The following is a 24,481-nucleotide window of genomic DNA, read 5'->3' on the forward strand; positions in this document are numbered from 1 at the left end:
CAGGTGGTCAACTACCTAATTTTCAGGGAAAAAGTACCTCAATTTTCCCCCTGATCACTCCCATGCCTGGTACTTTTTGATTGACAAAAAGTCTAAAAGTCTTACCCAACAAGGTTTTTAGATTTATTCAGCAGACCCTAATTAGGGTTTGCGGCAAAAAGTAGGGGCGAAGCATTCGGATAGAAAATCTACGGTTTCACCGATAGGTTATTGCCCGAATGCTTCGCCCCTACAGGACGCGGGCCGATGAAGACGCAAGGTTTTGAACGACGATTCTCTCAAAATTTGCACCTGTTTCGCTCGTAAAGCCACAAAACTCTTACCTTGCCTACATTTCACATTTATTCAGCAAACCCTAGATATAACTTAATCCATCGCTTTTCTTGATTGAGATTAAACTAATGTTTGTGTTGTTAATCAGTGAGGTAAACTAATGACTACAGTTGAATTAAAACAAGCCAAAAATCAACTTAATGAGTTATTGGAAGCTGTACTTGAAGGTGAAGAAATTATCATCACAGAAAATAATGAACCTGTAGTTAAATTAAGTCCTGTAAAGTTAGCCAAGAAACCACCGCTTCAACCGAGAAGTGCTGCGGGAAAATTTTGGATAGCCGATGATTTTGATGCCCCTTTAACTGATTTTGAAGATTATCAATAATTATGCTCAAAGTTTTAATAGATAGTCATGTATTTCTTTGGTATGTCACTAATAATAAACAATGGAGAGACAACCATAAAATTATGATTAATGAAAAAGAAAATCTAGTTTATCTTAGTTAAGGTAGTTTTGGGAAAATGACGATCAAATATAGTCTGGGAAAATTAACTTTTGATTCACCTTTTCGAGAATTTATTGAGTCACAAATTCAGAGCAATGATTGGGAAATTTTGCCCCTCAATTTACTACATTTTGAACGAGTAGCGCAATTGCCTTTTCAGCATTGTATTAGGTATGTATGGGGTAAGTTCAGTTATATTACCGGATCTTCTCGTTTCCGTAGCACCCCTAGAACCACTGAGAACAGAGGAGATCACTTTTCTGCAATTCCTGTGAACGGTTGAATAAAACCATCCACACCGACAAAGGAGGTGAGGGGCGACCAGTTTAAAATATCCTCTAAAATTGATTGATAGCCCTGGACATTGGGATGAAGTCCATCTTCCATTAATCTTTCTTGACACCACAGATCACCCCGGTTCATCCAGAGATCAAATAAATCGAGATAGGGAATATTTTGCTCTAGACAAGCTTGTTTAGTGGTTTCCTTAAAACTATACTGATCGCGATGGTTGAAGTAAAAGCAATCTAAAAAGGGCATTTTACGCTCATCTACCGGAATCATACCTATAAACAAAACCGGGCAAAGAGAACGGGCCCGGCCGAGTAAATGTTCAATTTGAGTTTGAAAAAGATCGTGATCGGTATAGGTGCGACCATCGGGCCGGCCTAAACGGGCTGTATCATTAACACCGACGGAGAGAAGAATCAGGTCGGGGAGACGATTGCGAATTTCTCCCCTGAGACGAAATTCCTGTTCTAAACGTTCTGACACTTGTACCACTCGATCGCCGCGAATCCCCAAATTATACAGGGCATGACCGGCACTTTCCATCCACAAACGACGTAGACGCTCGGCCCAACCGCCACCCACGGGGTCGCCATAGCCATAAACAAGGCTATCTCCTAAAGCGACGATTTTGAGGGGATGGGTCATGATTGCGTCTTTGTCTTTAGTAGGAGGAGGAAGAGTTTGCATGATCGCTCGATCGAATCGGTTGTCCTTTACACTTGTAAACGGATTTGGTTAAACTGTCCGTGTATTATACTACATTAGAAAATTTTTCCCGCCAGTTAACTTATCTGATATCAGCCAGGTGCTGACACCGACCAGTATAAAACAGCCCGATGATCATTCCTTGCCTCCGAGTCATTTCCGGGCTAAATCTACTATAAAATTTATGGTTAAAACCTAGATAACTCGATGACTACTCGTTTACAACGCGCGGTTCAAGACCAAGAATTTTTGATTACAGCCGAGATTACTCCCCCGAAAGGGGGTAATACCAGTCATATGCTAGAAATGGCCCTCTGGCTAAAAAATCGTGTTCATGCGGCTAATATTACCGATGGCAGTCGCGCCGTAGTGCGAATGTCCTCTCTGGCTGCCTCCGCTATTCTCTATCAACACGACATCGAACCCATCTGTCAAATGGCCTGTCGCGATCGCAATGTGATCGGATTACAAGCAGATCTAATGGGCGCTCATGCCTTGGGATTGAGAAATATACTAGCTTTAACTGGAGATCCCGTCAAAGCAGGAGATCACCCCCAGGCTAGAGCAGTTTTTGACCTAGAATCGGTACGTTTGTTAAAATTAATCGATAAATTAAATAAAGGTTTTGACTTTAACGATAAATCTTTACCCGATGGATCCCTAGAACTTTTTGCCGGGGCTGCCGTCGATGTGCAGTCAAAAAGTTGGTCTGGTCTTCAACGCCGTTTTGAGCGTAAAATCGAAGCGGGAGCGCAGTTTTTTCAAAGTCAATTAGTTACGGATTTCGAGTGCCTTGATAAGTTCATGCAACAGGTGGCCTCCCTCGCCGATAAACCAGTTCTAGCGGGGATTTTTCTGTTAAAATCAGCTAAAAATGCCGTATTTTTAAATAAAAATGTGCCGGGGGTGCAAATTCCCGACCAGATCATTCAAAGACTCGCCGATGCAGCCCATCCCCTCGAAGAAGGTATCAAAATCGCCGCCGAACAAATAAAATTAGCCCAGCAGTTATGTCAAGGTGTCCACATCATGGCGATTAAACGGGAGGATTTAGTCCCGAAAATTCTCGATGTGGCCGGTATCCCGCCAATACATAACTGAGATGAAAAGTCAATAGTTTTTATAAAAAATTAACTTCCATTTTGACTAGCGGTCTTTTGACAAGAATTCTACCCCTAACCTAGTATGGTAAGGCTCAAAGCATCTTCGGGGTTAAAAGCATGGATTCCAATCTAGGTCAAGAAAAAGAGAATAGTTGTGGTAATTCCGGGCGAAAATGGTTGTCGATCGGTATTGCTCCCACTGGTATAATTTCTATTGGCATTGTTCCCATGGGCGTTATTTCCATCGGTATTGTTCCTATGGGAATAGTTTCCATTGGAACCGTGGCCATGGGGACAATTGCGGCCGGTTTTGTTTCCATGGGACTTTTCAGTATTGGTAGCGTTGGGATGGGATTAAATAACGGCCATTTTTCCAATCTTAATTCTCCCCCTGCTGAATCTCCCCATAAACATCATCAGCATTAAAATCAAGATTTGACTAGCAATCATGAATTATTCCATCCGTGCTGCCGTTGCTACCGATGTCAAGGCTATTTTTGACTTAATTGTTGCCTTAGCGGCCTATCAAGAACTCAGCCATTTAATGACAGGAAATAGTCAAGCTTTAGGGGAGCATTTATTGGGAGAAAAACCCTACATCGAAGCATTGGTGGCGGAAGTAGAGGGTAAAATAGTCGGTTTTGCCCTATTTTTTGCTAACTATTCCACCTTTATAACTAAACCGGGGATTTATCTGGAAGATATCTTCGTTTTACCCGATTATCGTAGTCAAGGTATCGGGAAAGCTTTACTAATGGCTGTGGCTAAAATTGCCGTCGCTAGGGATGCAGGACTTTTAGAATGGACTGTCTTAGAGTGGAATCAACTGGCGATCGATTTTTATGGAAAAATGGGGGCTAAGGTCTTCAAAGAGTGGCAAATTTGTCGCCTCACCGGGACTGCTTTAACCCAATTGGGTAATAGCGATAAATAAGTCAGTCCCGATGCAACAAGTTACACCGTCAAGCATGAAAATATTCTGATCCTAAATCCGGTTAATGAACTACCCCGCCGCAAGCGGACGGGGTAGTTCATTAATTCGGCGCAGATTTTCAAACCCTTGTCTTTCATTTTTACTCACTTTAAAAACTTCTATTTTTCTTGATATTTTTCGTCCATGACTATTATCTTGTTCGAGAAAGCAACTTTCTGCCTTTGAGGAATTACTTAGGTCTTGTATTCGCTGATAAAGATTTTTCTGATTTCCTTTAACGGTGATAACATAATCATTTTTACTCTTGGCTATTAAGCTGATTGTTTTTTTCTGACAATGTAAAGCATCGCCAGTAAAAACTTTATTTTGGAGAGTGCAATCTTCAATTATAGCTTGACCTTCGTCGATTTCAGACCCTTTTTTGTTTTCGATTCTTTTTAAGTGTAGTACTAAGCCACTTTCTTGACTAAACAATGAAACAAACATAATAAAATTTTGTTGTTCATTGTTAGGATTCTTTAGGGTGTTTTTGAGACTTTTTCCATCTATATCTAGCCAATTTATATCATCTCTTTGTCCATATTCTTCTAATGCCCATTCATTGAACACTTTTAACAGACTCTGCCATTCTACTCCCATCATTACCCTTCTAATTGTTGAATAGGATGGGACTCTTTCTGGAATTATGTTAAATTCTTGACTGAGCCTGTGCCGACCCTTCGACTTGGCTCAGGGCAAGTTATTTTTAGCAAACTCTCCTAGCTCTCTATAACCTGAGTATCCTAACATTGTTCCCAGCATTATTACTACTAATACTATCCATAAAGGGGGTCTTTTTCCTTTATCTTTCCGAAAGTCCTTGAGTTGTTTCATTTTTTCTATTAAGCTCAACATATATTTTAAATTTTGGCGGTCACTTCTCATTTTACAAAGACAGTGATCGCTTTTACTTTTGATATTCTGATGGGAGAATGAAACAGCCCTAGGGGTTTGGGGGGTAGAACCCCCCAAAAGCTTGGATTGAGTGATCAAGTGTAAAGTAATACTAAATCCCTTGAGTATGGGCTACATATCAGGAAAGGCACTGACTGGAAAATAGAAGCTGAAATAACGCCAATTCGTCAATCAGAATATTTTCATGCTTGGCGGTGCCAACTTTGGCATCAGGACTGCCCTCTAACCGAGAATCAGAGATCGGTAGAATGGAAAAAAACCAGATCGAGCAATGTTACGGTTAAAAACTTGGCAAGGGTTGATTTTAGCAGTTCCGATCGCAGCCGTGGTCATCTTTCTGATCGTGGCCGCCAGTGTCCAGATCAATCAATGGGGTTTAAACTGGATTTGGGCAGTTTTTACCCTGATTTTTGTGGCTTGGCGCTTCCTGTTGGTCAAATGGACGCGCCCAGCAGTCGGGGAAATTGAAGCCGCCATCGAGGAAATTAAGGCAGAATTAACCCCTCCTGACGGTGATTCTGGGGGCAATGTCGAGGAAATTATCGAGAGGATTATCGTCGAGGCCCGCAATGATCGCCCGGTTTGGGAAGATTGGGCGACTTTTTGGCAACGCTGTCAGGATTTGGTCAGTGCCATCGCTCAGATATATTACCCCGATGTCAAGTACCCCTTATTAAATATTTACATTCCCCAGGCCTACGGTTTAATTCGGGGAACCGTCGATGATAGCGATCGCTGGATGCAGAATCTTTCCCCGGCCTTGAATCAAATCACCATCGGCCAAGCCTATCAGGCCTACGAAGTTTATCAAAAATTGCAACCCTCAGCCCGGAAACTTTGGCAAGTCTGGAATTGGGCGCAATGGGTGATCAATCCCGCTGCGGCTGTGGCTAAAGTTGCCAGTCAAAAGTACAGCGATCGAGCGGATCAGCAATTATTAGTCAATTTAGGGCAAGTTTTGCGGGAAAATGCCCTGAGAAACCTCTCTCGCCAAGCGGTGTTACTCTACAGTGGCGGCAATCTCGCCCCAACTCTCCCCACCAAGACCAAAATCGCCACCACTACTCTCAAGGAAATCCTCGCCCAAGCTGAACCGATCACGGAAATCGATCGCCAACCGGTTAACATTCTGCTGGTTGGACGCACCGGGGCCGGCAAAAGCAGTTTAATCAATACTCTCTTTCGGGCCGATTTAGCCCAAGTGGATCTATTGCCCAGTACCGATGCCATCCAATCCTACCATTGGCAAACCCCAGAAGGGGACGAGTTAATCCTCTGGGATACCCCGGGCTACGAACAGGCAAATCGGGCTGATGATCGGCAAAAGGTTCTTAATTATGCCAAAAACGCCGATTTATTGATTCTGGTAACTCCCGCCCTCGATCCCGCTCTAGCCATGGATGAGGCTTTTCTTAAAGATTTGCAACAAACTATTGACAATTTACCAGTTATAGTCTGTGTTTCTCAAGTCGATCGCCTGCGTCCGCTGCGAGAGTGGCAACCTCCCTATAATTGGCTGACGGGAGAAAGTCCTAAAGAAGTCAATATCCGCGAATGCTTGCAGTATCGGGCGGAATTATTCGAGGATCTATGCGATCGCATTTTGCCGATGGTCAGTCAACAGCCGGATAGAGAAGCTTGGGGGGATGAGGAGTTATCAATCGCTTTGCTGGGGGCAATTTCACCCGCAAAACAGTTGCGTTTAGCCCGTTTTTTAGCGGATTTAGAAACTCGAACTCTGGCAGCGGCGAAAATAATCGATCGCTATACTTTACAGATGGCCACGGGACAAGGTTTAACGGCCCTATTAAAAAGTCCTATTCTAGGTTTTATCTCCACTTTAGCCACGGGAAGACCGACTTTAGCCTATCTTTTAGCTGAACAAATTCCTGTGGAACAATTACCAGTAGCGATCGGTAAATTACAGATGGCCTACGAGCTTTATTCTCTCTTGAATCCAGAGAATAAAAGTTTTGATTTATTGGCACTTTGGCCAATACTATTAGAAAATTCTAGCACTGCCGACAGGGAAGCTTGGGCCTGGGGTCATGCTCTGGTAGAATATTGGACAAAGGACTTATCGATCGAACAGTTCCGGTCAAGTTATCAGGGGTATTTAGAAACGACAAAAACAGGCCTGTAGTCAGATTAATTAAGCTAAAACTTTATTCCACTTTAAAAGTATAGGAGAGTGGGGAGGAGAGGTTTCTGGGGTTGAGATTTCTAGCCTTTGTACTAAAATTCCTCAGTATGCGGTTTAAATGCAGTGCAGCTTAGATGGGTACGGGAATAAAATAATTACTCAAATCTTTGTTTTTAGGTGTGTTATCGCAGAATAATATACCTTGTTTGATCAATAACTTTTTGGGTTTCTATGTCGCTATAACAATGCTAGATATCATCTAAAAGATGGTTGAATTGACCTCTCAACAAATCTAGGTTCTGATTAGCCTTTTCAAGTTGAAGACTCAGTTTTTTTATTTCCGACTCTTGAAGGCTTATCTTTTCAGAAAGATCGTCTATCTGTTGTTTGCAAGAGTCTAGATATCCACTTTTTATGATATCAATAGCATCAAAGTAAGAAATTTTTTGGTCATTCATAAAGCAATATATCTGACATATTTGCTCTAAATTCGATAGTAGAAAATCATTTTTAAATATATCCGAAAATGATATTATACTGGACACGTCAAAACTTTTGTGTCTCAGGGAAAGGATAAGTTTTTCGATATTTTGATGATTATTGGAAAAAGTGTCACTTGAAAATATTTCTATAAATTTACTGATTTCTATTTTCTTGCTTTCTAAGAACAATAACAATTTTAGAGTTTTTGTCTTTATTCGTATTTTTAGATATTCTGCAATCTCAAGGTTATATTTTTGTTCAAAAACAAATTCCAATAGATCTTTAAATGTAACTATTTTTTTAGATACTTCATCGTATGGAATTTCTATGTCAAATTCCTGCTCTATTTGATACAAGAAATTTAGAGCATCATCTTCATCTCCACCATTTGATAATTCAAGAATATAATTATACTCAGTTTTAAAGATGACAAAATCTAAAACTGGCTGAGGTATTTCAGAAACTTCAAATACTTCTATCACAATATTATAAATTCTTGAATAAGTTCTTGAATAAATATCTTCATAAGTTTTATTGTTCATATCCATAATTATAACTATTTTGTTTGTGTTAAAGGTCATCCAATGACAGACTGGCTTGAGTGTAGCATTTTTATTAAACTAATGCAAGCACAAGTAATACTCAACCCTGTTTAAAAAGTATAGAAAAGTAGGCAGGGTAGAACGGTAGGCGAGTGGACAGATTTGGTATAATGCTTCAGCAATTATTGAGATGTTAATTTATTGTAAGCAGAAATAATCGCCGCGTTTTCCCAATCATCATCAAAAGGAAGTGCATCGGGATCTGACAAAGCATTAGCCTCGATTTCTAGATCACCCATCGATTTAACTCGCTCCCAATCGGTTAAATTATTAATATCTGGGGGATTATTTGTTATATTTATCCTTCCTAAAGCTAGTCTTTCCAGATGCTGTGGTCAGTGCAGAACTACAGTGATATACTAAGGATAACTTGATCAATACTTTCTAGGGAGATTTTGCTATCAATTCCCAGAAAGTATCGGGGTTTAGGTTTTGCGTCCGAGAAAATTAATAATCCGGGGACTAATTTCTTTTGACCAATGTTCTTGGGGATAGTGTTTTGCTTCCGCGAGGGGGATTAATTCCACTCCTGATTTAGTAGCTAATTTTTCGACAGTGACAGAAGATAACCAAGGATCGGCCATTCCCCAGACAAAAAGGATAGGTTTTTCAAAGTTCTCTAAACCTGTCTCAATTTCTGCCATAGTTTTCGATAGGTTTAAATTGCGAATCGTGGCCAGTAAAGCGCGACCCACTGCCGAAGTTTTTAGATAAGGTTGACGGAAAATAGCCAGATCTGCATCACTAATCACAAAACCGCTACCAGTTTCTAAAGTACGATCGACTAATAAGGGGTCTTGAGTCGCCATATCTCCGAGGAAAGGTATCCCCCATTGTTTCATTATCCAGGGTAATTTAACATCACTGGAGAGGGGAGTATTTAAAACGATCAAGCGCTCAATTTTATCAGGATTTTCTAGGGCGTATTGTAAACCGACGGAGGCTAAAAAACCCTGGACAATGAGGGAGATTTTCGGCAATTGGAGAGCTTGAATAAAATCGGCCAAAGCTTGACAAAAAGCGCTAGGTGTGTAGGCGAATTCTCTGGCATCGGGTTTAGCGGATAAACCGGAACCGATCCAATCGGGGGCAATAGCATTAATGTTATATTCTTCTAAACTGGTCAATAATTCCCGCCAAATATAGCCATGGGCGGGTAAACCATGGAGTAGGATCACGGGGGTTGTGTCCGGTTGTTGATCGGGGTTAACCTGTCGATAGAACCACTTGAGAGAGCCGACTTCGAGAAAATTTTCTAAAATAGCCATGGTTAATGGGGGATTAATAATCATTAACCATTGTCTAACGTCTAGGAACCGATCGCACCGGCAAATTTCCCACCCCGGCAGTTATAGGGAGCTTGCGTCGAGACTTTGTGCTTCTCCGGGGGTTAAGGGCAAATGAAGACCGCATTCTTGTTTTAAACCCTTGAAACGGGTGTCTCGTTCGTTGCTATCATCGGCGGTTAAAGGCCGACTGGAGTGCCAATCGCCGACGGAGACATAACCCAGATCAAAATAGGGATGGTAGGGAAGATCGTATTTAGTCAGATAGTCGTAGATGGTTTTGGCATTCCAGTCAAGGATCGGTAATATTTTGTAACGTTCGCCCTGTTGATTGACCCATTGGAGAGTTTTGCGGTGGTCGGTTTGGTCGCGACGTAAACCTGCTAACCAAGCGGTGGCCTTTAATTCCTTCAGGGCCCGTTGCATCGGCTCCACCTTGCGGATTTTGTCGTAGAGATTAAGGGAGTCGAGATCGTTATTTGACCACAGTTTACCGTGGATTGCTTCCATGCGGGCGGGACTGAGGGGAGATTGATAAACTTTCAGGTTTAAATGGAGGCGTTGGCTTAAGTCTTCGGCAAATTGATAGGTTTCTGGGGGAAGATAGCCGGTATCGATCCAAATGATGGGAATATCGGGGATAATTGCGGTGACGAGGTGCAACATCACCGCCGCCTGAATGCCGAAACTGGTACTCATCACCAAACCTTCCCCAAAGGTGGCCGCAGCCCAAGCGACGATTTCTGCGGCGTTAGCGGAGTCAAAACGTTGATTAATTCTGGCGAGGTCGAGGGATAGAGGGGAGGAAAAAGACCGGTCGGCAGTGGCGATGAAGGCGGTTTCTAGGGCCTGTGGATGAGAATTAAGCAAGTGTAAATCTGGCATTCTGGCTAAGATTTAAGGTGTACAGTAGCGGCGGATACTGATAGAGTCCAATCTATCCCTGTAATTGGATTATAGCATTGGGCCATTGGCCCGTTCTAGCTATTCCTTTTCCTTTCCAGAGCCTGGTTATTCGATCGAGGATAATGGAACTATCAGGCCTCAATTGTATCTTAATGGCTGATTTCAGGATAATTGGACTCTCAGCCCCGCTACTGCTAGAAAAGTTACTATTTAGGGTCTGCTGAAAAAGTTTTTCGTGGGGACAGGGTGTGGGGTGTGGGGTGTGGGGTGTAGGGTGTAGGGTTTTACCGATTTTGAGGGGGTCAATTACCTAATTTTCAGGGAAAAAGTCCCTGAATTTTCCCCCCGATCACTCCCATATTTGCTACTTTTTGATTGACAAAAAGTCTAAAAGTCTTAGCCAACAAGGTTTTTAGATTTATTCAGCCAACCATATTTAGTAATTTTTTACTTTAAGTTAAGAAACTTATCTAAGGCTAGAACCATATTCGGCGGCCAACGGCGCACGCTTTTTACCCAATCGAGGTCTTGATAGCGGGTATCCATGCCAACGGCGGCCACCCAATTGCTTTCCGCTTCTCCCTGTTGTCCTTGGGTCCATAAAACCGCGCTTAAGGCGGCTCTGACATCGGGGAACATGGGGTATTTGCGGGCAATATTCCGCATTTTTTGGACTGCTTCGGGATATCTGCCCAATTCGTACAGGGCCAGCGCCAGATTAGCTTGCGCCCAGGCAAAATTTGGGGCTAGTTGAGTGGCTTGGCGATAGTCTTTGACGGCGGCTTCCCAGTCCCCTAAACCGCCTTCGGCGTTGCCGCGATTGTTATAGGCAAAGGCATCATTGGGGGCCAGTTCTAAAACTTTATTATAATCGGCGATCGCTTCTTGATATTTGCCTTCTCCTTCTAAAGCGGTGCCACGATTGAGGTAGGGATCGGGGGCATCGGGGGTAATGGCGATTGCTTGGTTAAAGTCAGCGATCGCATCCTCTAATTTATTGAGGCTGACTCTGGCATTGCCGCGATTACTCCAGACGGCAGGATTAGTGGGGAATTTGGCGACTAATTCGGTCCAATAGTTTTCGGCCTGGGCGTAATCACCTTTTTCTGTAGCTTCTAGGGCTTTTTCAGCGATAACTTCCCCTTCTCTCATCTGTTCTTCGCTAATAGTCGGGCTATCGGCATAGGCCGCTATGGGTAGGGCAAAAAAGAGTAATAGACTCAATACACAAGCAGTGATCCAACGCATAATTACTTCATAATTTGTTACTTAATCTTTTCTCAATCTACCCTACTTAGGTGAACTCTGCCCTAGATAGTCTTGATAGCCTAGTCGTTGAAGATTGCTTTGTTTTTCGAGGACGGAATCGGTGAGGGATTGACGATAGGCGATAACTTGCTCTAAAAGATCAGTATTACCAGTGGCGAGAATTTGAACCGCTAAAAGTCCGGCATTTTTGGCATTACCGATCGCCACCGTGGCCACGGGAATGCCTGCGGGCATCTGTACAATTGAATAGAGAGAGTCTAACCCTTGTAAAGTGCGCGTGACTACGGGAACCCCAATCACGGGTAAGGGAGTTAAAGATGCCACCATTCCGGGTAAATGGGCAGCGCCGCCGGCTCCAGCGATAATCACTTTTATTCCCCTCAAATGAGCGTTTTTGCCGTATTCAAACATTTTTTCTGGGGTACGATGGGCTGAGACGATGGCGACTTCGTGGCTAATCTGAAAAACCTCTAAAACTGCGATCGCTTCTTTCATGGTGGGTAAGTCGGAATCACTGCCCATAATCACACCCACTAGGGGCGCTGCTGTCACCATAGCTACTAAAAAATAATTTTGCTTTTTAATCTTATAGCAGGGTTTGTTATTTTGTCTTCAAACCCGACTGATCAGATTTCCCCTAAATTGTATCGGGATCAATGCCTAATTCTCGCAATTTTTGGGCCAATTTTTCCTTAGCTTGTCGTTCCCTTTCTTTCTCTAAAAGAGCCTGTTCTTTCTCTAAAATAGCCTGTTCTTTCTCTAAAAGAGCCTGTTCTTTTGCCTGTCTTTGCTCTAATTCCGCTTCTTGAGGAGTGGGGACTAATTGACCATCGGCGGTAAAATAACGCAGTTTACAGTCAAATATGCCTAAATATAATCCTAACTGTTCACTCCAGAGATAACCCTGTTCATTGGGAGAAATGGCTTGATATTGTCCCTCAATTAGTCTAAATCCTTGCAATTCTAAACTATTGGGATCGAACCCAAAATAATTAGGAGTGCGAAAGGTATTTTGATAGAGAATTTTCTTGTTATTGCGGTCAATATTGGCCGTAGAATCGGAAAGAATCTCGACAATTACATCGGGATATTTACCCTGTTCTCTCCAAACCACCCAACTTTTGCGGGGACGCTTTTCGGTATCTAAAACCACAAAAAAATCAGGACCCCAGAAATCGCGCTTTTTTAGTTGTTCCTCGTTGTAGTAGATGGTTAGATTTCCCGAAGCGTAGTAATCACTCCTCTCGCGCCATAATAATTCTAGACAACTAAGGAGAATGATGATCTGTTGCAGGTTTAGATCACTTTCCAAGGGTGGTTCATCACTCCATAAATCTGTGGGGGGACAGGTAACTTCTGGGATAATGTCTAGGGCTGTCATGACTTTTCCCGGTATTTTAGGATTGATTAATTATAGCTTTTTCTCACAATTGCAGAGATAAGGCGGGGGGATTTTAACCAATAACTTAAGTAGGTAGGCGTTAAAAATCATCAGACACCCCCCTTATCAAGGGTAGGGTTGATTCATGAATCAACCCTACCTTATCAAGGAGGGCAGGGGGGATCGAACCTAAAATCCATTTTTAATTTAATTATAACCAATAACTTAATCCTATACCTTGACCGATCGCCTTTCGCACTTTATCCTAGCGCCATGGGCAAATATCTTAAAACTTCTATACAATGGCCCCCAATAAGCCCGATAACAACGATGACTGAAACCTTAATTCAACCTGCAACCCTAGTAGAACTCTTACGTTACCGCGCCACGGCACAACCAGAGGGCCATGCCTACACTTTTCTTATCGATGGTAGAAAAGAAACCCCACCTTTAACCTACAGTGAACTCGATCGCCAAGCAAGAGCAATCGCCGCCTATTTGCAAAAATACCAGGCCCAAGGGGAACGCGCCCTATTACTCTATCCTCAAAGTTTAGAAGTAGTGGCCGCTTTTTGTGGTTGTCTCTACGGGGGAGTGATTGCCATTCCCGTCCCCCCACCGGAATCGGGACGACTTAAGCGCACTCTGCCCCGTTTACGCGCAATTGTCAAGGATGCTAATGCCACCTTTGCCCTAGTTACCGAAAGTATTCTGACTCTTATTGAAGGCGTTAGGGAAGAATTCCCAGAATTCGACCAAATGAAATGGATTACTACCGAAAGCATTGATATTTCCTTGGCAGACCAATGGCAAGATCCCCAGGTGGATAAATCGGCGCTTGCTTATCTGCAATATACCTCTGGTTCGACTAATATCCCCAAAGGGGTGATGCTAAGTCATTTTAACCTGATGCACCATTGCGGTTACTTGCAAAAAGCTTGTGGTTACGAACCGGATAGCGTTACCCTCACTTGGATGCCCTATTTTCACGATTACGGGTTAGTCGAGGGTATAACCGTCCCCCTCTACAACGGTACACCCTGCTATCTCATGTCTCCCTTTGCTTTTATTAAGCGTCCGATGCAGTGGTTAAAAAATATTACTAAGTACAAAGTTACTCATAGTCAGGCCCCCAACTTCGCCTATGATCTTTGTACTCGCAGGATTAAAGCTGCCGATTTAGCGGAATTAGACCTGAGCAGTTGGCAGGCGGCGGGAAATGCCGCCGAACCGATTAACCCAAAAGTTATGGCTAAATTTGTCGATACTTTTGCAGATTATGGCTTTTCTTGGCAAACTTTCGCCCCTGCCTACGGATTAGCTGAATATACCCTGTTGATTTCCAATAAACCCAAGGGAACCACCCCAATTATCACCGCTTTGGATGCCACCGCCTACGAACGCGGTAAAATTGTCCCTGTAGGTTCCGATCAAACCACTGGAGTTAGATACGTCCCCAGTTGTGGTCGTCGCGTCTGTGATACCCGTATAGCTATGGTTAATCCCGATACTTTTACCCTTTGTGCAGCCGATGAAGTGGGCGAAATTTGGGCCAGTGACCCCAGTATGGCCGCTGGATATTGGCAACGGGAAGACGCAACCAAAGAGACTTTTCAAGCTTATCTTGCTGATACAGGAGAAGGGCCGTTTTTACGCACCGGAGATTTAGGTTTTCTTCTCGATGGGGAATTACATATCACGGGACGGATTAAGGATTTAATTATTGTCCGTGGCAGTAATCATTATCCCCAAGATTTAGAATGGTCAGTACAGCATCTTAATGAGGTTTTTCGTCCCGATTATGGTGCGGCTTTTTCTATTGAAGATAATGGCGAGGAACAGTTAGTTATTGTCCAGGAATTGGAACGTCGCAGCGGCGAATTAGATACGGCCAAATTAATTGCTGATATTCGTCAGGAAATCGCCGAAGAACACGAAATTATGACCCATGCGATTGTTCTGGCTAAATCGGGAACAATTCTCAAAACTGCCAGTGGCAAAATTCAACGCCGCGCTATTAAACAGAATTTTCTCAATGGCAATATGAGTGTTATCGATGCTTGGTCAGAAAATCCTCAGTTAGTTAGTAAATTTGATCGCTCTATTTCTGAAACAGAAGCATAGTTTTTCGGGTGGGCAATGCTCACCCGATCGAGGATAAAGGCTCTTCTGGGTTCTGTGTGATAAGTTTAAGCGATATAGGATAGATCAATCTTTGTGTCCTCTGTGTCTGGAGTGGTTCCTTCCACTCCCTCGCCAGCAGGACTGTATTTGGTGAATACATTTTACCCACCAAACCTAAGAGAGCCAAGGCACTACTTAGAACGAGGCGACTTGTGGGGAAAGGTAGAAATTAAGAGGCAAATAATCCCGATGTTAATAAAGACATCAGCCAGATTAAAAACAGGAAAATTAATCAATCTAAAATCGAGAAAATCCACCACATAACCAAACAAAAAGCGATCGATACCATTGCCGAAAGCCCCTGCTAAAATAAAACCGTAGGCTAATTGTTCCCAACGACTTAAATGCGGTCCAAAGTAAGCAAAAGCCATTAATCCCAAACTAACTAATAAGGATAGCCATTTTAGCCAACCAACACCGCCACGAAAAGCACTAAAAGCCGCCCCAGTATTAATCACATAGGTAAAATGAAAAACCCCCGGAATAATCGGGAAAGTATCACCAATTTGCTCAAAACTCTGCACGGTTATATACTTAGTTAATTGGTCTAAAATTAGACCAATAACTGCCACTATCCAAAACCAGCGATTTTTTTTTAACATTGGCTGTGGCATCAATAAAATAATAATTTACGGAAGAAAAAGGCAATAATTACCACCACACAAATTACTACTAACTGCCCTAAAAATGGCCAGACTGAATAATTCATAAATAGGGTGGGCAAACTATCGGGAAAGGTGATTTGACTGGCTTGGGGCTGAAAAATCGACAATCCCAGCATATATAATAAACCGCACAGATGAATCACTAACAAACCGGCAAAAGCACTTAAAGCCAGGGTTTCTATCTTGGCGCGCCAGCGAAAAGCCAACCAACCACACAGCCATGCCCCCGGCATAAAGCCTAAAATATAGCCAAAACTGGGTTCTTTCAGATAACCCATTCCCCCACCCTGGGCAAACACCGGCAACCAAGTTAAACCGAGAAAAATATAGGCCACCTGGGCGAGAAGCCCGGCATTTTTGCCCCCCAGACAGCCCGTTAATAATACTGCGCCAATTTGGTAAGTTATGCCTAGTTTTTGCGAAGATAGACCCGCAGCCGACCAACTAGCTAGGCTCACTGGAACGAATGTACTAAAAATTGTCAGCAGCAAACCAATCAAGGCCCAGATTAACTCATTGGGAACCGATGCGGAAGTGCGCCGCGGCGGAGATTCTCGTCCTCGACGTGATTTAGGTTGCCTGTTGGGGTTGGTATTCACCGGGGATGGGGGCTTCTCCTCCTATTAAACTAAGATCAGCCAACATCGCCTGATCCTGTTGGGGGGGTTGTCCTAGAGTGGTCAAATAATGCCCAATCAGCATAGCATTAATTCCCGATTTTAGCCCCAGATTTTGCAATTCTCCCATAACTGCCTCTCGTCCCCCGGCATAACGGAGGATTTGTTGGGGTAAGATAAACCGGAAAATAGCGATCGCTTTTAGGGCAGTCAAGGGATCCAGTTTGGGTAAATGACCTAAAGGGGTGCCACTTCTGGGGTTTAATAGGTTAATCGGCACTGATTCCACTTCTAATTCCGCCAGAGAAAAAGCTAAATCAATGCGATCGCTCCAACTTTCCCCCATACCGATAATTCCCCCCGTACAAGCTTGAATTCCCGCCGCTTTCAGGTTTTTTACCGTTTCTACCCGATCCTGCCAACTGTGGGTGGAGACCACGTTAGGATAAAAATTCTCGGAAGCTTCCAGATTGTGATTATAACGGGTAACTCCGGCTTCTTTTAAGGCCTGGGCTTGGGGGAGGGTTAACTCTCCCAGGGCGCAGCAGGGTTTAATATTGGCGGTTTCGATGATTTCTTGAACTGTGGCCAGTATTTCCTCGAATTCCTGCGATTTGGGGCTATTGTACTTTAATCCCCGACCTTGACTAACTAAACAGAAGCGTTTGGCCCCCGCTTCGGCTGCCGCTTTCGCATGGCTGACGATTTCCTCGCGACTTTTTAAACCGTAGATAGGCGAATCTTGACCGGGATGGTGGGCGGATTGGGAACAAAAACTGCAATTTTCCGAACAACTTCCCGATTTTATGTTGATAATGCTACATAAATCCACCGTATTGCCACAACAGGCCTGACGAATGCGATCAGCAGCCTCACATAAGCTGAAAATATTTTCCTGACCTTCGATCGCAGTTAAAGCCAGGGCCTCTTGCTTACTGAGTCGATCGCCGGCGATAATCTGATTAGCCCTAGTCTGTAACCAGTTTTTTAAGGCTTCTCCCTCCACGGGGATAGATTGAGTAGCGGTGTGTGTAGAGACTTGTACCACGTCGTTTATGCTCTAACTAAGTTAGGCTCATCTTATCATTATTCAGTTACCGGGGAAAGATTAATAAAAAACTTTAGAAAAAAATACCCTTTTGTGCTAGACTACCCGCAAAAGTTATCTTGTCTCCGATTTTATGAAAGTTATTCCGACGGAAATTCCTGATGTTTTAATCATTGAACCGCAAGTTTACGGAGACGATCGAGGTTTTTTCTTGGAGAGTTTTAATCAGAAAGATTTTCGAGAAAAAACTGGGGTTAATACCACTTTTGTCCAGGATAATCACTCTATGTCCTTAAAAAATGTCCTGCGAGGATTGCACTATCAAATCCCCAATCCCCAGGGTAAACTGGTGCGAGTAGTGAGCGGTAGTGTTTTTGATGTGGCAGTGGATGCGCGTAAAAGTTCCCCCACTTTTGGGCAATGGGTAGGCTGTATTTTAAGTGCGGAAAATAAACGTATTTTCTGGGTTCCCGAAGGTTTTGCCCATGGCTTTCTAGTCCTCTCTGAACGAGCAGAATTTCTCTACAAAACCACTAATTATTATTATCCCCAATACGAAAAAACTATTTTATGGAATGATGCCGATTTAGGGATTGACTGGCCCCTAGATACCCCGCCGATTCTCTCCCCTAAAGACCAAGCTGGACAACCCTTTAAATCCGTGGAAGTTTTCCCCTAAAGACGATGAAAAAAGTTTTACTAATTGGTGCTAAAGGTCAGGTAGGACAAGAGTTACAGGTAACTTTACCCCAGTTAGGTGAAGTTATTAGTATCGGTCGAGAAGAACTAGATTTAACTAACTCGGAAAAAATCGGCCAGTTAATTAGGGAAATTCACCCCGATTATCTGGTTAATGCCTCCGCTTATACGGCAGTGGATAAAGCCGAAACCGAGCCAGATTTAGCCTATTCTATCAATGCTACAGCCCCAAAAATCATGGCGGAAGCTGCCGAGAAAACTAAAGCTAAATTTCTCCATATTTCCACCGATTATGTGTTTGATGGTCGGAAAAATACTCCCTATCTAGAAACCGATTTGACTAATCCTTTAGGGGTTTATGGACAATCAAAGTTAAGGGGAGAAGAGGAGATTAAGACTGTTAATTCTCAGGCAATTATCCTACGGACTGCTTGGGTTTACGGCAGTTATGGCAAAAGTAATTTTGTCAAAACTATGCTGAGATTAGGCAAGGAAAGAGAGGAGTTAAAAGTAGTTGTTGATCAGGTGGGAAGTCCCACTTGGGCCAAAGATATCGCCGCAGCAATTACTCAGCTTTTAATTAATGTCGATAATCCCACAGGAATCTATAATTTTACTAATAGCGGTATTGCCAGTTGGTTTGATTTAACTAAAGCGATTTTTGAGGAGGCAAAAATAAGCGGTATTCCCTTAAAAATTCAGAGAGTAATTCCCATTACTACGGCTGAATATCCTACCCCAGCAGTGCGTCCAGCCTATTCGGTTCTTTCCGGTCAAAAAATCTCGCAACAATTGGGTTATATTCCTCCCTATTGGCGAGATTCTCTCAAAGCTATGCTCAACCAACTATTTAATCTTTAAAACTATGAAAGCACTAATTTTATCCGGTGGCAAAGGTACGAGGTTACGTCCCCTAACCTATACCGGGGCAAAACAGTTAGTTCCCGTGGCCAATAAACCGATTTTATGGTATGGAATCGAGTCAATTGTCGCCGCAGGAATTACTGATATTGGCATTATTATCAGTCCCGAAACTGGGGAAGAAATTCGTCAGACCACGGGTAATGGTGAACAGTTTGGGGCTAAGATAACTTATATTCGCCAAGATCAACCGGCTGGATTAGCTCACGCGGTTAAAACTGCCCAATCTTTCCTAGGAGATTCCCCCTTTATTATGTACTTGGGTGATAACCTAATTGAGGATAATTTATCGCCCTTTTTAGACTCTTTCCAAAAACAGTCCCTTGATGCTTTAATTCTCTTGCGAAAAGTGTCTAATCCTAGTGCTTTTGGGGTGGCAAAAGTAGATGAAACCGGCAAAGTTTTATACTTAGTCGAAAAACCCAAAGACCCCCCCTCAAATTTAGCTTTGGTGGGGATTTATTTTTTTGCCCCCACCATTCATCAAGCGATCGCATCTATTCAACCTTCGGGCCGGGGTGAGTTAGAAATTACCGACGCTATCCAAGAATTAATCAATCAAAATAAAGCAGTAGAAGCGAATAAACTACTGGGTTGGTGGTTAGATACGGGTAAAAAAGATGATTTATTAGAAGCAAATCGGATTATCCTCGATACCTCTCTAGAAATCGCTTTACTAGGAGAAATTGATCCTAATAGTCAGGTGATCGGACGGGTACAAATTGGTCAGGGTAGTAAAATCATTAATAGTACCATTCGCGGCCCTGTCATTATTGGAGAAAATTGTCACATTGAGAATTGTTTTATCGGTCCCTATAGTAGTGTGGCTAATGGAGTAAAATTAATTGATGCCGACATAGAACACAGTGTAATTCTCAAAGATGCCACGATTATTGGCATTCATCAGCGCATAGTTGATAGTGTTATCGGACGACGGGCAAAATTAGAAATTGCTCCCCAACGTCCCAAGGCTTTACGCTTTATGATTGGGGATGATTCCCATGTGGAATTAGTCTAGTTATCGGGGATTAACTGCCCCTTATAATTAATACCAGAGGATCGAGAATTTCCTTAGCTAATTCCGCAGCGGTTCCCTGGTTTTTCTGGCAAAGATTGACATTTTTAGGAGAAAGAAGCCCACCTAACTATGTTATAATCAAGAGTCTGACCTATTTTACCGTTCTAGAACTATGACGCAACAGTATCGCATTACCCTACTACCCGGCGATGGCATCGGGCCGGAAATCCTCGCTGTCACCGTAGAGATACTGAAAGTCATCGCTAAAAAATTTGACCTCCAGTTTGACTTCCAAACCGCTTTAATTGGAGGGGCAGCCATTGATGAAACCGGCAGTCCCCTCCCCGAAGCAACCCTGAGCGCCTGTAAAAATAGTGATGCTGTTCTCCTGGCCGCTATCGGGGGTTATAAATGGGATAATTTGCCCCGGCAGCAAAGGCCAGAAACGGGATTATTAGGCTTAAGATCTGGCTTAGGTCTTTTTGCTAATTTGCGTCCTGCCACCATTTTTCCGCAATTAATCGACGCTTCTAGTCTCAAACGGGAGATTATCGAGGGAGTGGATATCATGGTCGTCCGGGAATTGACCGGGGGTGTTTACTTCGGTCAACCGAAGGGGATTTTTGAGACGGAAACGGGAGAAAAATGCGGTGTAAATACCATGGTTTACTTGGAATCGGAGGTGGACCGCATCGCTAAGGTGGCCTTTGAAATTGCCCAAAAACGCGGCAAGAAACTCTGTTCCGTCGATAAAGCTAATGTTCTTGATGTTTCCCAACTCTGGCGCGACCGGATGACGAAAATCGCCGCTAATTATCCCGATGTGGAACTTTCCCATCTCTACGTCGATAACGCAGCTATGCAGTTAGTCCGGGCCCCCAAACAATTTGATACTATCGTCACGGGCAATTTATTCGGTGATATTCTCTCCGATGAAGCGGCCATGTTAACCGGTAGTATCGGAATGTTACCCTCCGCTAGTTTAGGGACTGCTGGGGTGGGAGTTTTTGAACCCGTCCACGGTTCGGCCCCGGATATCGCCGGCCAAGATAAAGCCAATCCGATCGCCCAAATTCTCAGCGCTGCTATGATGTTAAAATATGGGCTAAATCAGCCCTTAGCGGCAGCAGCACTGGAAAAAGCCGTGGAAAAAGTCTTAGACCTCGGTTATCGTACCGGAGATATTTTCTCAGAAGGTATGACCTTAGTGGGATGCCAAGCTATGGGCCAGGCCATCCTGAAAGTTTTAGAATCATAACAAAAGTGACAAATTCAGAAATCGTCATATACCATTGATTTAATAAATATCTCAATTTAATCGTGGGGAGACGAGTGATATGGTGGCCCTATCCGAGAAAACAGAACAACAACGTGTCGATATGGAAATCCCAATTTTGTTAGATCCTACTGTCTTACGGGCAGCCAGACGCATTTATCGCATCTACTGCACCCTCAATAGCAGAGTTAGTAAACGTCCTTTCGGTGTCGCTATTAACCGCGACAATCATCGCGGCCAATTGATTTTTAACAATAAACCGATTCTACTCCCCGGGGAGTGTTTCGTCCCGATTAAGCAAATCGAATCAGAAGCCTATTAATTTTTGTGAAGATTTGCCCCGAATATCTTGCCAAACGTCAGCTAATACCCACTGACGTAATTTTTTGTCTAATATAGGGTTTGCTGAATAAATCTAAAAACATTGTTCGATAAGACTTTTAGACCTTTTTGCAATCCAAAAGTACCGGCCATTGGAGTAATGGGGGGGAAAATTCCTGGACTTTTTCCCTGAAAATCGGTAAAACCCTACACCCCACACCCTACACCCCACACCCCACACCCAAGACAAACTTTTTGCCGCAAACCCTAATATAAAAAGATGTTCGGGAATAATCTTAACTCTACCCTAATCCAAGACCTCGATCGCCTAGAAAATCGTCTTCGGGAAATTCCCCTCGAACCGGGAGTGTACTTCCTGCGCGACCAAAATGGCGAAATTCTCTACATCGGTAAATCCAAAAAACTCCGGTCTAGAGTCCGTTCCTATTTTCGTCCCAGTCAACCCCTCAGTCCCCGCATTGCTTTGATGGTGCGACAGGTGACAGAAATTGAATTTATCGTCACCGACACGGAAGCAGAATCTTTGGCCCTGGAAGCTAATCTAATTAAACAACATCAGCCCCATTTTAATACTCTCCTCAAGGACGATAAAAAATATCCATACATTTGTATTACTTGGTCGGAAACCTACCCGCGCATTTTTATCACCCGCAAACGTAGCATAAATAACCAAAAAGACCGTTATTATGGTCCCTACGTCGATACTAGGCTGCTGCGCCACACTTTACACCTAATTAAACGCACTTTTCCCCTGCGTCAACGTCCCCAACCTCTTTTTAAAGACCGTCCCTGTTTAAATTATGATATCGGTCGTTGTCCGGGGGTTTGTCAAAAATTAATCAGTCCCCAAGATTATCGAGAAACCTTGCAGAAAGTGGCGATGATTTTTCAGGGAAGGACGGGGGAATTATTAGAGAAATTAGCAGCAAAGATGCTAGAAGCGTCGGAAAACCTAGATTTTGAAAAAGCGGCCACGATTAGGGATCAAATTCGCGGATTACAGGCCCTTAATACCGATCAAAAAGTCTCTTTACCCGATGATACCGTATCCCGGGACGCGATCGCTTTAGCTAAGGACGAGCAGCATTGTTGCATACAATTATTTCAAGTGCGTTCCGGTCGTTTGGTGGGACGTTTGGGATTTTTTGCCGATAGTCAGTCAGCAAACGAGGGAGAAATCCTCCAAAAAGTCCTAGAAGAACATTATTTATCGGTGGAAGGGGTGGAAATTCCCAGCGAAATCCTGTTACCCTGCGAATTACCGGAAGGTGAGGTGTTAGCGGGGTGGTTAAGGGAAAAAAAAGGTCGCAAAGTCGAGTTAACTGTTCCCCAACGGCAAAGTAAAGCGGATTTATTAGCCATGGTCGAGAAAAACGCTCTTTATGAGTTAGAAAAGACGAAAAGAAGCGCCGACCGAGATTTACAGTCTTTGCAGGATTTAGCGGTAATTCTCGATTTACCGGCACTACCCCACCGCATCGAGGGTTATGATATTTCTCATATTCAGGGTTCTAATGCAGTCGCGTCGGGAGTGGTGTTTATCGATGGGGTGGCCGCTAATCAACATTATCGTCACTATAAAATCAAAAATCCCGAGGTTAAAATCGGCCATTCCGATGATTTTGCCAGTTTAGCAGAAGTAATTCGCCGGCGTTTCCGTCTTTATGCCGAAAATACCGATAATATTGCCGAAAGTGATGATTTTCCCGATTTGGTTATGATTGATGGGGGAAAAGGACAATTATCGGCCGTGGTGGCAGTTTTAGGGGAGATGAATTTATTAGAACAGGTAAAAGTTGTTAGTTTAGCTAAACAGAGAGAGGAGATTTTTTTACCAGGGGAATCCTCTCCTTTAGAGACGGATAAGGAACAACCCGGAGTGCAATTATTGCGTCGAGTCAGGGATGAAGCGCACCGCTTTGCTGTTAGCTTTCACCGACAACAAAGGATGCAAAAAAGTCGCCGTTCCCGTTTGGATGAGATACCGGGTTTAGGTTTTAAGCGACAAAAAGAGTTATTAGCTCATTTTCATTCTCTGGATTATATTCGCGAAGCTTCCCTAGAACAATTGCAACAGGTGACAGGAATTGGGGAACAATTAGCTAAGGAAATTTATAATTATTTTCATCCTAGGTAGGGATAAGCTGTTGAAGAATATCTAAGGGGGGTTATGATGAGAATATCTTCAATAAAACTCTACGTTCTACAAGCGATCGCACTACAACTAAAAACCTAGACTAACGCGGAGTAATTTCACTCAACGCTTCTTGCAGCACTTCATCACTCACACCATGACGCTTCAAACTAGCAACGAGAGCAGAAATTGTATCTCCCTCTAGACGCTCCAAATCCGCACGCAGCCCTTGTCCAATGTAAGCACGCATCAAAGGTTGATAACCTGAGAAACCAAGCAAAGGTGCAACCCGCTTTAAATCTTCAATCACATCTTCGGGAATACGAATCGTGATTGTAGTCATAGGGCGATTTCTCTCCAGTCGTTTTTTTAATGCCTCAACTTTCATAATACTCACGTTCCTTGCGTGTGGCTTTGCGAGCCGAAATGATCCGAATGATGTCGTTTTCACGCTCAATATAAACGACGTACAGGAGATTCCACCGTCTATCTAACCCAATGATCGCATCTCGTGCCTCATCATTGCGACTTGCATCAACAATAACCAGCAGTGGATCGAAGAAGACTTCTGCTGCTTGCTGAAACGTAATACCGTCATGGTTGATCGGGTTAATCCTAGATTTCTCGTCATTCCAAACAAAAGTAATGCCACTGAGGACAAAATAGACATCCATACTTGTAGTGTAGGCAGGATGTATTTACATTGTCAATACTTTATTAACTCAACCTACGAGGCTA

25 protein-coding genes and 1 pseudogene are annotated in these 24,481 nt (G+C 43.3%); 12 read left to right on the top strand and 14 right to left on the bottom strand.

Features of this window, described 5'->3' with window-relative positions:
* Window positions 1-433 precede the first annotated feature (433 nt).
* Window positions 434-661 carry a type II toxin-antitoxin system Phd/YefM family antitoxin gene (locus tag IM496_RS17535; RefSeq protein WP_287662731.1) on the top strand — a complete coding sequence of 76 codons (228 nt, stop codon included), beginning with the start codon at window positions 434-436 and terminating at the stop codon, window positions 659-661.
* Window positions 662-1,034: 373 nt separating this feature from the next.
* On the opposite strand, the gene IM496_RS17540 is transcribed toward IM496_RS17535, so the two are convergent.
* The gene (locus tag IM496_RS17540; RefSeq protein ID WP_287662733.1) at window positions 1,035-1,760 is read right to left on the bottom strand and encodes a GDSL-type esterase/lipase family protein; all 726 of its coding nucleotides are present in this window, start codon (window positions 1,758-1,760) and stop codon (window positions 1,035-1,037) included.
* A 225-nt stretch (window positions 1,761-1,985) separates the two neighbouring features.
* Here IM496_RS17540 and IM496_RS17545 point away from each other — a divergent pair, with 225 nt between their 5' ends.
* From IM496_RS17545 to IM496_RS17555, 3 genes are all read left to right on the top strand, one after another.
* Complete coding sequence (locus tag IM496_RS17545; RefSeq protein WP_287662735.1) at window positions 1,986-2,879, top strand: methylenetetrahydrofolate reductase; 894 nt, start codon at window positions 1,986-1,988, stop codon at window positions 2,877-2,879.
* Window positions 2,880-2,998: 119 nt separating this feature from the next.
* A complete protein-coding gene (locus IM496_RS17550) occupies window positions 2,999-3,307 on the top strand; it encodes a hypothetical protein (protein ID WP_002759516.1) in 309 nt (102 codons plus the stop codon).
* Between the two features lie 22 nt (window positions 3,308-3,329).
* Entirely contained in the window at window positions 3,330-3,815 is a 486-nt protein-coding gene (locus IM496_RS17555; RefSeq protein WP_194016929.1) for a GNAT family N-acetyltransferase, read from the top strand.
* A 72-nt stretch (window positions 3,816-3,887) separates the two neighbouring features.
* Here IM496_RS17555 and IM496_RS17560 read toward each other — a convergent pair.
* Window positions 3,888-4,709 (bottom strand): annotated as a pseudogene (locus tag IM496_RS17560) (ISAs1 family transposase); the annotation flags it as partial.
* A gap of 331 nt (window positions 4,710-5,040) precedes the next feature.
* On the opposite strand from IM496_RS17560, the gene IM496_RS17565 reads away from it, so the two are divergent.
* On the top strand, window positions 5,041-6,912 hold the full coding sequence (locus tag IM496_RS17565) for a GTPase family protein (protein WP_287662737.1): 1,872 nt from the start codon (window positions 5,041-5,043) through the stop codon (window positions 6,910-6,912).
* Window positions 6,913-7,160: 248 nt separating this feature from the next.
* Here the strand turns inward: IM496_RS17565 and IM496_RS17570 are convergent, their stop codons facing one another.
* The 7 genes from IM496_RS17570 to IM496_RS17600 all read right to left on the bottom strand — a co-directional run bounded on the left by IM496_RS17570 (window position 7,161) and on the right by IM496_RS17600 (window position 12,839).
* Complete coding sequence (locus tag IM496_RS17570; RefSeq protein WP_287662739.1) at window positions 7,161-7,943, bottom strand: acyl carrier protein; 783 nt, start codon at window positions 7,941-7,943, stop codon at window positions 7,161-7,163.
* Between the two features lie 176 nt (window positions 7,944-8,119).
* Window positions 8,120-8,323 (bottom strand): hypothetical protein, encoded by a 204-nt coding sequence (locus tag IM496_RS17575; RefSeq protein WP_287662758.1) that lies wholly within the window; start codon window positions 8,321-8,323, stop codon window positions 8,120-8,122.
* Between the two features lie 99 nt (window positions 8,324-8,422).
* Entirely contained in the window at window positions 8,423-9,289 is an 867-nt protein-coding gene (locus tag IM496_RS17580) for an alpha/beta fold hydrolase (RefSeq protein ID WP_194017614.1), read from the bottom strand.
* A gap of 57 nt (window positions 9,290-9,346) precedes the next feature.
* Entirely contained in the window at window positions 9,347-10,168 is an 822-nt protein-coding gene (gene cysH, locus IM496_RS17585) for a phosphoadenosine phosphosulfate reductase (protein ID WP_016516985.1), read from the bottom strand.
* Between the two features lie 468 nt (window positions 10,169-10,636).
* Entirely contained in the window at window positions 10,637-11,437 is an 801-nt protein-coding gene (locus IM496_RS17590) for a tetratricopeptide repeat protein (protein ID WP_194014501.1), read from the bottom strand.
* A 42-nt stretch (window positions 11,438-11,479) separates the two neighbouring features.
* Window positions 11,480-12,013: a 5-(carboxyamino)imidazole ribonucleotide mutase gene (gene purE, locus IM496_RS17595; RefSeq protein ID WP_066029554.1), complete on the bottom strand. Its 534-nt coding sequence runs from the start codon at window positions 12,011-12,013 to the stop codon at window positions 11,480-11,482.
* A gap of 82 nt (window positions 12,014-12,095) precedes the next feature.
* Complete coding sequence (locus IM496_RS17600) at window positions 12,096-12,839, bottom strand: Uma2 family endonuclease (RefSeq protein WP_287662743.1); 744 nt, start codon at window positions 12,837-12,839, stop codon at window positions 12,096-12,098.
* A 330-nt stretch (window positions 12,840-13,169) separates the two neighbouring features.
* Between IM496_RS17600 and IM496_RS17605 the strand changes: the two genes are divergently transcribed.
* On the top strand, window positions 13,170-14,963 hold the full coding sequence (locus IM496_RS17605; RefSeq protein ID WP_287662744.1) for a fatty acyl-AMP ligase: 1,794 nt from the start codon (window positions 13,170-13,172) through the stop codon (window positions 14,961-14,963).
* A gap of 191 nt (window positions 14,964-15,154) precedes the next feature.
* On the opposite strand, the gene lspA is transcribed toward IM496_RS17605, so the two are convergent.
* From lspA to bioB, 3 genes are read right to left on the bottom strand one after another with little or no spacing between them, the layout of a single operon-like run.
* Window positions 15,155-15,625: a signal peptidase II gene (gene lspA / locus IM496_RS17610; RefSeq protein ID WP_287662759.1), complete on the bottom strand. Its 471-nt coding sequence runs from the start codon at window positions 15,623-15,625 to the stop codon at window positions 15,155-15,157.
* An 11-nt stretch (window positions 15,626-15,636) separates the two neighbouring features.
* Window positions 15,637-16,287, bottom strand: coding sequence for a biotin transporter BioY (locus tag IM496_RS17615; RefSeq protein ID WP_193956569.1), 651 nt, complete (start codon window positions 16,285-16,287; stop codon window positions 15,637-15,639).
* Window positions 16,259-17,353 carry a biotin synthase BioB gene (gene bioB, locus IM496_RS17620; protein WP_194014508.1) on the bottom strand — a complete coding sequence of 365 codons (1,095 nt, stop codon included), beginning with the start codon at window positions 17,351-17,353 and terminating at the stop codon, window positions 16,259-16,261. Before bioB ends, IM496_RS17615 begins: the two co-directional genes overlap by 29 nt.
* Before the next feature lie 133 nt (window positions 17,354-17,486).
* Here bioB and rfbC point away from each other — a divergent pair, with 133 nt between their 5' ends.
* The 6 genes from rfbC (at window position 17,487) to uvrC (ending at window position 23,746) form a co-directional block, all read left to right on the top strand.
* Entirely contained in the window at window positions 17,487-18,032 is a 546-nt protein-coding gene (gene rfbC, locus IM496_RS17625; RefSeq protein WP_194014510.1) for a dTDP-4-dehydrorhamnose 3,5-epimerase, read from the top strand.
* Window positions 18,033-18,037: 5 nt separating this feature from the next.
* A complete protein-coding gene (gene rfbD / locus IM496_RS17630; RefSeq protein ID WP_287662748.1) occupies window positions 18,038-18,913 on the top strand; it encodes a dTDP-4-dehydrorhamnose reductase in 876 nt (291 codons plus the stop codon).
* 4 nt (window positions 18,914-18,917) lie between these two features.
* The gene (locus IM496_RS17635) at window positions 18,918-19,991 is read left to right on the top strand and encodes a glucose-1-phosphate thymidylyltransferase (protein WP_287662749.1); all 1,074 of its coding nucleotides are present in this window, start codon (window positions 18,918-18,920) and stop codon (window positions 19,989-19,991) included.
* 172 nt (window positions 19,992-20,163) lie between these two features.
* On the top strand, window positions 20,164-21,249 hold the full coding sequence (leuB, locus tag IM496_RS17640; RefSeq protein WP_287662750.1) for a 3-isopropylmalate dehydrogenase: 1,086 nt from the start codon (window positions 20,164-20,166) through the stop codon (window positions 21,247-21,249).
* Between the two features lie 79 nt (window positions 21,250-21,328).
* Window positions 21,329-21,589 carry a hypothetical protein gene (locus IM496_RS17645; protein ID WP_002734814.1) on the top strand — a complete coding sequence of 87 codons (261 nt, stop codon included), beginning with the start codon at window positions 21,329-21,331 and terminating at the stop codon, window positions 21,587-21,589.
* A gap of 279 nt (window positions 21,590-21,868) precedes the next feature.
* Window positions 21,869-23,746 carry an excinuclease ABC subunit UvrC gene (gene uvrC / locus IM496_RS17650; protein ID WP_287662751.1) on the top strand — a complete coding sequence of 626 codons (1,878 nt, stop codon included), beginning with the start codon at window positions 21,869-21,871 and terminating at the stop codon, window positions 23,744-23,746.
* A 100-nt stretch (window positions 23,747-23,846) separates the two neighbouring features.
* Here uvrC and IM496_RS17655 read toward each other — a convergent pair whose 3' ends face one another.
* Together IM496_RS17655 and IM496_RS17660 are read right to left on the bottom strand one after the other, a co-directional pair.
* Window positions 23,847-24,131, bottom strand: a complete 285-nt coding sequence (locus IM496_RS17655; protein WP_043997352.1) for a hypothetical protein — start codon at window positions 24,129-24,131, stop codon at window positions 23,847-23,849.
* The gene (locus IM496_RS17660) at window positions 24,121-24,417 is read right to left on the bottom strand and encodes a BrnT family toxin (protein ID WP_287662752.1); all 297 of its coding nucleotides are present in this window, start codon (window positions 24,415-24,417) and stop codon (window positions 24,121-24,123) included. The genes IM496_RS17655 and IM496_RS17660 overlap by 11 nt, the downstream gene beginning before the upstream one ends.
* Window positions 24,418-24,481 lie beyond the last annotated feature (64 nt).

Source organism: Microcystis sp. M049S2 (assembly GCF_020245625.1).
Taxonomy (GTDB): Bacteria; Cyanobacteriota; Cyanobacteriia; order Cyanobacteriales; family Microcystaceae; genus Microcystis; species Microcystis ichthyoblabe_A.

Excerpts from the sequence above, each read along its gene's own strand:
- IM496_RS17605 (WP_287662744.1), top strand. The coding sequence starts at position 13,170 with ATGACTGAAACCTTAATTCAACCTGCAACCCTAGTAGAACTCTTACGT.
- IM496_RS17660 (WP_287662752.1), bottom strand. The coding sequence starts at position 24,417 with ATGGATGTCTATTTTGTCCTCAGTGGCATTACTTTTGTTTGGAATGAC.
- IM496_RS17645 (WP_002734814.1), top strand. The coding sequence starts at position 21,329 with ATGGTGGCCCTATCCGAGAAAACAGAACAACAACGTGTCGATATGGAA.
- IM496_RS17590 (WP_194014501.1), bottom strand. The coding sequence starts at position 11,437 with ATGCGTTGGATCACTGCTTGTGTATTGAGTCTATTACTCTTTTTTGCC.
- lspA (WP_287662759.1), bottom strand. The coding sequence starts at position 15,625 with ATGTTAAAAAAAAATCGCTGGTTTTGGATAGTGGCAGTTATTGGTCTA.
- leuB (WP_287662750.1), top strand. The coding sequence starts at position 20,164 with ATGACGCAACAGTATCGCATTACCCTACTACCCGGCGATGGCATCGGG.
- IM496_RS17580 (WP_194017614.1), bottom strand. The coding sequence starts at position 9,289 with ATGATTATTAATCCCCCATTAACCATGGCTATTTTAGAAAATTTTCTC.
- IM496_RS17550 (WP_002759516.1), top strand. The coding sequence starts at position 2,999 with ATGGATTCCAATCTAGGTCAAGAAAAAGAGAATAGTTGTGGTAATTCC.
- IM496_RS17545 (WP_287662735.1), top strand. The coding sequence starts at position 1,986 with ATGACTACTCGTTTACAACGCGCGGTTCAAGACCAAGAATTTTTGATT.
- IM496_RS17600 (WP_287662743.1), bottom strand. The coding sequence starts at position 12,839 with ATGACAGCCCTAGACATTATCCCAGAAGTTACCTGTCCCCCCACAGAT.
- IM496_RS17535 (WP_287662731.1), top strand. The coding sequence starts at position 434 with ATGACTACAGTTGAATTAAAACAAGCCAAAAATCAACTTAATGAGTTA.
- rfbD (WP_287662748.1), top strand. The coding sequence starts at position 18,038 with ATGAAAAAAGTTTTACTAATTGGTGCTAAAGGTCAGGTAGGACAAGAG.
- IM496_RS17655 (WP_043997352.1), bottom strand. The coding sequence starts at position 24,131 with ATGAAAGTTGAGGCATTAAAAAAACGACTGGAGAGAAATCGCCCTATG.
- IM496_RS17635 (WP_287662749.1), top strand. The coding sequence starts at position 18,918 with ATGAAAGCACTAATTTTATCCGGTGGCAAAGGTACGAGGTTACGTCCC.
- uvrC (WP_287662751.1), top strand. The coding sequence starts at position 21,869 with ATGTTCGGGAATAATCTTAACTCTACCCTAATCCAAGACCTCGATCGC.
- rfbC (WP_194014510.1), top strand. The coding sequence starts at position 17,487 with ATGAAAGTTATTCCGACGGAAATTCCTGATGTTTTAATCATTGAACCG.
- IM496_RS17565 (WP_287662737.1), top strand. The coding sequence starts at position 5,041 with ATGTTACGGTTAAAAACTTGGCAAGGGTTGATTTTAGCAGTTCCGATC.
- IM496_RS17570 (WP_287662739.1), bottom strand. The coding sequence starts at position 7,943 with ATGGATATGAACAATAAAACTTATGAAGATATTTATTCAAGAACTTAT.
- IM496_RS17540 (WP_287662733.1), bottom strand. The coding sequence starts at position 1,760 with ATGCAAACTCTTCCTCCTCCTACTAAAGACAAAGACGCAATCATGACC.
- cysH (WP_016516985.1), bottom strand. The coding sequence starts at position 10,168 with ATGCCAGATTTACACTTGCTTAATTCTCATCCACAGGCCCTAGAAACC.
- IM496_RS17555 (WP_194016929.1), top strand. The coding sequence starts at position 3,330 with ATGAATTATTCCATCCGTGCTGCCGTTGCTACCGATGTCAAGGCTATT.
- purE (WP_066029554.1), bottom strand. The coding sequence starts at position 12,013 with ATGGTGACAGCAGCGCCCCTAGTGGGTGTGATTATGGGCAGTGATTCC.